Origin of the sequence: Pannus brasiliensis CCIBt3594 (genome assembly GCF_036688125.1) — a bacterium.
Taxonomy (GTDB): Bacteria; Cyanobacteriota; Cyanobacteriia; order Cyanobacteriales; family Microcystaceae; genus Pannus; species Pannus brasiliensis.
This window is the reverse complement of the sequence record NZ_JBAFSM010000043.1, coordinates 37,086-43,085: the sequence shown is the minus strand read 5'-3', so window position 1 is coordinate 43,085 and position 6,000 is coordinate 37,086. Positions and strand designations below refer to the sequence as shown.

Genomic DNA, 6,000 nt, shown 5'->3' with positions numbered 1-6,000 from the left:
GTTAATTCCGAATTAACGAACAAAAAGGCATCCTCGAAAGGGGGTGCTTTTTTGTTGTTCTGTTCGGAATAGACTATTCCCCGAATTGGCTTTCTTCGAGAAAGATCTCGCCGGCGGGTTCGTCGTAGCTGTAGAGTTCGGCGTAACGTCCCCAATCGATCGCCGTTTTTAGCTGTCTTTCCGCCTCGTTGGGACTGAAATGGTTGGCGAGGATGTCGAGGATTAATTCTTCGGGGATGCGGTAATTATTTTTAGAGCGGCAGAGGTTGTAAATTTGTTGTACGAGTCGGATGTGAGTCAGTAAAGACTCGCGGACGATCTGTTTCCGCTCGTCGATATCGCCTTGAATGAAGCGATAGGCGCGGGGTTTGAGGAAAATATCGCCCTCGCGGAGTTCGATAAAATCCATGAATTTGGCGGCCTCGACGATCGGGAGAATATCATCGACCTCTAACTGTAATTCCTGTCCGAGACGGTAGAGGTCTTTATCCGATCGATCTTCCAATAGTTCCAGGAAACCGGCGATCGAGCCGATCCGTACCGAGGGTAAAGCCTGATATTTCTGTCCGTCCGCGGGTTTGGGCGCGTTGAGGGTGGTTTGGGGTTCGATCGTGTCGAGGTCGGGATTGGTGAGAATGGTGTAAACTCGGTCCACGATCGCCTGAAAATGGGGACTTTTGCGGTCGCGGTAGTGTTTGAGGGTGACGGGAAAATCGGCGCGAATCCGTCCGGGGTTGCGGCCGAGGACGATAACCCGATCGGCGAGAATGACGGCTTCCTCGATGCCGTGGGTGACGATTAAAATCGATCGGGTGGGAATGCGTTTTTCTAGCCAGAGATCCAGCAGTTCGATCCGTAGGTTTTCCGCGGTCAACACGTCCAGAGCCGAAAACGGTTCATCCATGCACAATAATTCGGGTTCTACCGCTAAAGCGCGAGCGAATCCGACTCTCTGCCGCATTCCTCCCGATAGCTCTTTCGGATAGGCGTTCTCGAAGCCATCCAAGCCGATCACGTCGATCATCTCCAGCGCTTTCGGTTGCCGTAATTCGGTGGGGACTCCCTTCGCCTTCAGGCCGAGTTCGACGTTTTCCAACACCGTCAGCCACGGATACAGCGCGAAACTCTGGAAGACGATCGCCACGCCTGGGTTCAGTCCGGTCAAAGGTCGTCCGTGGTAGAGGACTTCCCCGCTAGTCGGCGCGATCAATCCGGCGATCATCCGCATTAGGGTAGATTTTCCCGAACCGGAGGGGCCGAGTAAGGCGACGATCTCCCCGCGTTTTAATTCGAGGGTAATGTTATCTAGAATACTTATCTGCTGGCGATTGGGTTGCTGATAGGATTTCCCGACGTTTTTTAGCGTGATTATCGGTTCTCGCGCCGTTCTGGTAGCCATAACAGCAGATTTTGAAGGGACTTCCTCATTATGGCACGACTCCCGTAGACCTCCGCGAGATAGAGCGAGAAGAGTTCGGGAGCGATCGATCTTTTCCCTTACTCGATCGCTTATGATAGGAAAAGATCGGCAAGCTCTTGTACGCGTGGAAACCCTTTATCTCGAAACCAGCATTTTAGGCTATCTGACCGCTCGCTCTACCCCGAATCCGATCGTGACGGCAAATATAGAAGTTACCAAAGAATGGTGGCGATCGCGCCGAAGTGCTTTCGAGATCTACGTGTCGCGCGCGGTTTTAAATGAGGTGAGTCGGGGCGATGCGGAAATGGCCGCACTTCGTCTAGACTTCATTCGTGGGTTTCGCTTATTGGGGATCGATCGATCCGTGGAAGAACTAGCGGCGCGATTTCTCCTCGAAACTAATCTACCCCCGAAAGCGGAGATTGACGCGCTACATATCGCGACGGCTACCGTTCATCGCATGAATTATTTGCTAACTTGGAACTGTAAGCATATCGCCAACGCCACGATCGGGAGGAAGTTAAGACAGATTAGCCTCGATCTCGGCTACGAGTTACCGATTATTTGTACGCCTTATGAATTATTAGCGGAGTAACCCATGTATAAAGATGAAATAGTCGAAGAGATCCATAGAATTCGAGAGGAATACGCTCGATCTTTGAATTATGATTTAAGTGCGATCGTTGCCGATTTACAATCGCGGGAGTTCGAGGGGGAGTGGGAAGAGGTAGACTTATCTAGAAAAAACGATCCAAAAAATTGGAATGATTCATTATTGAAGGATGATACACTTATGAACGATCGAGAGAATCTTGTCAGGAAAGAGAGCAATCGTTATCGGATTCTGAAGATTTTTTACGATACACTTGGAGAAAGATCAAATAGTACCTTGAACGAGAGTGATATAGTAGGCCATCTCGTAGAAAAGAGAGAAATGTCCGACAAAGAAGCAGAATCGGCTATCAATCACCTAATAAATGAAGGTTTACTTCAATCAGCGTACTTCGGTGCAATTTCCATAACTCATGAAGGGTTCAAGGAGATAGAAGCTTCAATTAAATATCCAGATCGAAGCACAAAACATTTCTCGAATAAAGCTATACATTTTTATAATATTGCTGTTGCAGGAGATTACATCATGGGCGATAATATTAATACGGATTTACGTGGAACGAATATTAGTGGTAATGTTGCTGGTCAAGTACGGGACAATGCCCAACAAAACGCCTCTAACTTCTCTCAAAATATCAATCAGACTGTTGACGAGATAGCAAAACTGATCGATTCTCTTCGGGATATAGCGATGAATTTCCCCGAAGAATACGAGGAACAGCGTAAGGAGGCATTAGATCACTTGGAAGATTTACAGGAGGAAATCATCACTCCCGAAAAACGAAAACCTTCCAAAATCAAGGCTAATCTAATGGCTTTAGGAGGAACTGCCTGTATTGTAGCCGGACATATTGCTGGAGCGACCGATTTTGTTAATAATTTTACGGATTTAGCGAATAAGGCGGGATTTACCCTGAGCGATCTAAACCTACCCCAACTTATTCAGAGTTCCCCGAAATAGGAAGGTTCGCGGTTTATCGCGCTTTCTGGTTTTTTAAATATTCGTCGATCGCTTCCGTTACATCCTCTTCCGGTTTATAGCGCCGTGAACTCGGCGCTTCGGAATGTCGTTTATCAAGGTAGGTTTGTAAGGCGATCTCGTCATCCCGATGGGCGAGAACATAAGCTCTCAGTTCTAGACTAGACATACTAGCGAAATCTGGTTTCACGCTCGTACAAATCCTGATTTTTGTGTAGTTTACTCAAAATTCGGTGATGGGTTACGCGGTCGCTAACCCATCCTACGCATTTACCATATAACTAAACTTTTGTCAAGAGATTAAATTCTTGTAACGCGGGATAGAAGTTGAGATTTTCGTGGCTGGGTCGGCTGAGTTTGATGAGGGCGAAACGTCGCGCGGGGGTTAATTCTCGCCATTGTTGCGGGGTGATTTCGGTTCCGAACTCGCGGGCTTTTTCCCGGACGCTTTCGGGGATCGTCGTTTCGTCTAGCCAAGCGGGACGCGGATCGATCGCCAACTCTCCCGCGGGCGCTCCCGTTTTCTCGGTAATTAAATCCTGGAGGAATTCCCGGTAGATTTTCGCCTCTTCTGCCGTCTCGCAAGCCATCGACACTAAAACCTGACGTTCTGTTTGGCTTAACTGCATCCAGTGGGATAACTTCAACTTCACCCCGCAGGTATCCAGCTTCATCCGGACTACCATCGGGATACAGCGCAGGGAATCCACGAAATCGGACTCGAACTCGAAGAAGGTCGTCATGGCTATCAGTTATCGAAACTCGCGGATCTATCATTATACCTTCCCGCCCGAGTTCCCGTGGGACGAGCCGATCGCGAGCCTCCAATACCCCCCCGCGAAACCCGGATAGCTGAAAGCTGATAGCTGACCGCTGATAGCTAACCGCGATAGGATAAAATACCGATAATCACTAATTCCCTCTCGAAAGTTAAGGAGCGATCGCTTATGACCGCGGAAAGTATGTTGTATAACACGCCGATCATCGTGAGTATTCTTATTCTCGTCGGTTTGGCTTGGGGCTTTCTCCTCCTCAAAATTCAAGGTGGCGAAGCCGAGTAAATTCCTCCCGTTCATGGTTCTCGTAGCCATGAACGTTATTTTTTTGTAGAGGTTACGTTCATGACTACCCCGACGATCGAGTTTTTCGTGGGACTTTCCGAGGAACTGTTCCAAGTTAGCCTACGCAGGAACAAGAATACCGGGGTTCGTAATGTTCTGTTCGTTTTTAAGCAGTTGAAGGCGATCGAGCGTTTCCAGAGTTTCACCACCCGCACCTACGGCGATTTACGACTGATCGACGAGGAAGGAACCATCAGCGTTCAACCCTCCTCGATGAAATTTATCTTCGGGGGTGATGAGGGGGACGAGCTACAACGGGTAGAATGTGGCTTTGAACTCGATCGACAAGACCACTGGGATCGGTTCAGGAGATTTATGGACCGTTACGCCGAGGCGAACGGTATGGGCTATCAGGATAAGTAATTTATGAAAATAGCGATTACCGGGGCGACGGGTTTTATCGGCAGTCGATTGGTTATGAAACTACACGATCGGGGCGATTCGATCGTCGTTCTCGCGCGCGATGCCACGAAAGCCAAGCGTCTGTTCCCTCCCGCGGTTTACCCCCGCGTCGAGATCGTCCCCTATCAAGCCACGGAATCGGGGGACTGGCAGAGAGCGATCGACGGGACGGACGCGGTGGTGAATCTCGCCGGGGAACCGATTTCCGAGCGCTGGACAGCGGAAAATAAACGGGCGATCCTGGAAAGTCGCGAGATCGGTACGCGGAAACTGGTGGAAGCGATCGCCGACGCGGAAGTAAAACCGAAAGTATTCATCAGTGGCTCCGCGCTCGGTTATTACGGAACCAGTGAAACCGAGACTTTTGACGAAAATAGCCCCGCGGGAACGGATTTTCTCGCCGAAGTTTGTAAACGCTGGGAAGCCGAGGCGCGGAAGGTGAAAGAATACGGCACGCGTCTGGTGATCGTTCGCACCGGCATCGTTTTGGGCAAGGGTGGCGCGCTGGCGAAAATGATCCCGATTTTTAAACTGTTCGCGGGCGGGCCGATCGGTACCGGCCGGCAGTGGTTTTCCTGGATTCATCGGGAGGATATGGTCGGATTAATCCTCTATTGTCTGGATCGTACCGAAGTCGAGGGAACTTTCAACGCGACCGCACCGAATCCCGTCCGTATGAAAGAATTCTGTCATATACTCGGCGAGGCGATGAAACGTCCCTCGTGGCTACCTGTCCCCGATTTCGCCCTAGAAATCCTTCTCGGAGAGGGCGCGAAAGTGGTTCTAGAGGGACAGAAAGTGATCCCGACGGCGACAAGTTCGATCGGTTTCGAGTATCGCTATCGGGATCTAGAAACCGCGTTACGGGAAATCGTGTCGAAAATGTAAATTCTTGTCCCTCGGCGATCGTGCTGGAAATATTACTATCCGACTCGATCGCCGAGGGACAAGCGTGAACTCGGTCGATTTTTTCCGCGATCCTACGATTTAGTAATATTCACGATCAAGCAACCGGCGCTCGTGCAGGCGATCGTCAGTCGTGACGTGCGGGGAAAGTCTTTCGTCTCGTTACACGTATAATATTTCGTTTCATTCGCGGAACGGATCTCGGACGCGTCACGATAACCGAAATACTGACAGAGATCGTTCGCGCTCAATCGATCGTTTTTAGAAGCCCCCTCTTTCATTCCCACTGTGGTAAAAGCGGTGACACTCAATAATCCGAGTGCTAGGAAAAGCATTTTTTTAGACATACGATTTTCAGAATCCAAAAACCAGATCGCTCGACAAATTCATTGTATTTACTTTGAATAAAATCAGGCTGTGATCTGGATCACATCAAAATTGGACGATTTCTTAAAAAAATATCATTTTGCAATATAAAGAATTATTGCAAGCTTTTTCTCTTAAAAAATATTTTTACAATCCTTGCCAAATAAAGGTTTTGCCGAAATTTCAAAATTTTT

Annotated in this window: 9 protein-coding genes; 5 read left to right on the top strand and 4 right to left on the bottom strand. The window is 49.0% G+C overall.

The genetic code is table 11. The features are described 5' to 3' along the window. Positions 1–73 precede the first annotated feature (73 nt). On the bottom strand, positions 74–1,399 hold the full coding sequence (locus V0288_RS19030) for an ABC transporter ATP-binding protein (protein WP_332866739.1): 1,326 nt from the start codon (positions 1,397–1,399) through the stop codon (positions 74–76). Positions 1,400–1,511: 112 nt separating this feature from the next. On the opposite strand from V0288_RS19030, the gene V0288_RS19025 reads away from it, so the two are divergent. Both V0288_RS19025 and V0288_RS19020 read left to right on the top strand, forming a co-directional pair. Continuing rightward, positions 1,512–2,015: a type II toxin-antitoxin system VapC family toxin gene (locus V0288_RS19025; RefSeq protein ID WP_332866738.1), complete on the top strand. Its 504-nt coding sequence runs from the start codon at positions 1,512–1,514 to the stop codon at positions 2,013–2,015. Between the two features lie 3 nt (positions 2,016–2,018). Then, positions 2,019–2,993, top strand: coding sequence for a hypothetical protein (locus V0288_RS19020; RefSeq protein WP_332866737.1), 975 nt, complete (start codon positions 2,019–2,021; stop codon positions 2,991–2,993). A gap of 13 nt (positions 2,994–3,006) precedes the next feature. On the opposite strand, the gene V0288_RS19015 is transcribed toward V0288_RS19020, so the two are convergent. Beyond that, a complete protein-coding gene (locus V0288_RS19015; protein WP_422662023.1) occupies positions 3,007–3,201 on the bottom strand; it encodes a DUF6887 family protein in 195 nt (64 codons plus the stop codon). A gap of 91 nt (positions 3,202–3,292) precedes the next feature. Then, entirely contained in the window at positions 3,293–3,754 is a 462-nt protein-coding gene (locus tag V0288_RS19010) for a nitrate reductase associated protein (protein ID WP_332866735.1), read from the bottom strand. A 204-nt stretch (positions 3,755–3,958) separates the two neighbouring features. Between V0288_RS19010 and petM the strand changes: the two genes are divergently transcribed. Genes petM through thyD form a run of 3 tightly spaced genes read left to right on the top strand, consistent with a single transcriptional unit; the run spans position 3,959 to position 5,422 of the window. Next, complete coding sequence (gene petM / locus V0288_RS19005) at positions 3,959–4,072, top strand: cytochrome b6-f complex subunit PetM (protein ID WP_332866734.1); 114 nt, start codon at positions 3,959–3,961, stop codon at positions 4,070–4,072. A gap of 60 nt (positions 4,073–4,132) precedes the next feature. Beyond that, positions 4,133–4,495 carry a photosystem II reaction center protein Psb28 gene (psb28, locus tag V0288_RS19000; RefSeq protein ID WP_332866733.1) on the top strand — a complete coding sequence of 121 codons (363 nt, stop codon included), beginning with the start codon at positions 4,133–4,135 and terminating at the stop codon, positions 4,493–4,495. Between the two features lie 3 nt (positions 4,496–4,498). Beyond that, positions 4,499–5,422 (top strand): thylakoid membrane protein ThyD, encoded by a 924-nt coding sequence (thyD, locus tag V0288_RS18995; RefSeq protein WP_332866732.1) that lies wholly within the window; start codon positions 4,499–4,501, stop codon positions 5,420–5,422. A gap of 92 nt (positions 5,423–5,514) precedes the next feature. Here the strand turns inward: thyD and V0288_RS18990 are convergent, their stop codons facing one another. Then, positions 5,515–5,787, bottom strand: a complete 273-nt coding sequence (locus V0288_RS18990; protein WP_332866731.1) for a hypothetical protein — start codon at positions 5,785–5,787, stop codon at positions 5,515–5,517. Positions 5,788–6,000: the final 213 nt, after the last annotated feature.

Bases quoted from the DNA above. Each gene is read 5' to 3' on its own strand.
- V0288_RS19030 (WP_332866739.1), bottom strand. From the start codon at position 1,399: ATGGCTACCAGAACGGCGCGAGAACCGATAATCACGCTAAAAAACGTC.
- V0288_RS19025 (WP_332866738.1), top strand. From the start codon at position 1,512: ATGATAGGAAAAGATCGGCAAGCTCTTGTACGCGTGGAAACCCTTTAT.
- V0288_RS19020 (WP_332866737.1), top strand. From the start codon at position 2,019: ATGTATAAAGATGAAATAGTCGAAGAGATCCATAGAATTCGAGAGGAA.
- V0288_RS19010 (WP_332866735.1), bottom strand. From the start codon at position 3,754: ATGACGACCTTCTTCGAGTTCGAGTCCGATTTCGTGGATTCCCTGCGC.
- petM (WP_332866734.1), top strand. From the start codon at position 3,959: ATGACCGCGGAAAGTATGTTGTATAACACGCCGATCATCGTGAGTATT.
- psb28 (WP_332866733.1), top strand. From the start codon at position 4,133: ATGACTACCCCGACGATCGAGTTTTTCGTGGGACTTTCCGAGGAACTG.
- thyD (WP_332866732.1), top strand. From the start codon at position 4,499: ATGAAAATAGCGATTACCGGGGCGACGGGTTTTATCGGCAGTCGATTG.
- V0288_RS18990 (WP_332866731.1), bottom strand. From the start codon at position 5,787: ATGTCTAAAAAAATGCTTTTCCTAGCACTCGGATTATTGAGTGTCACC.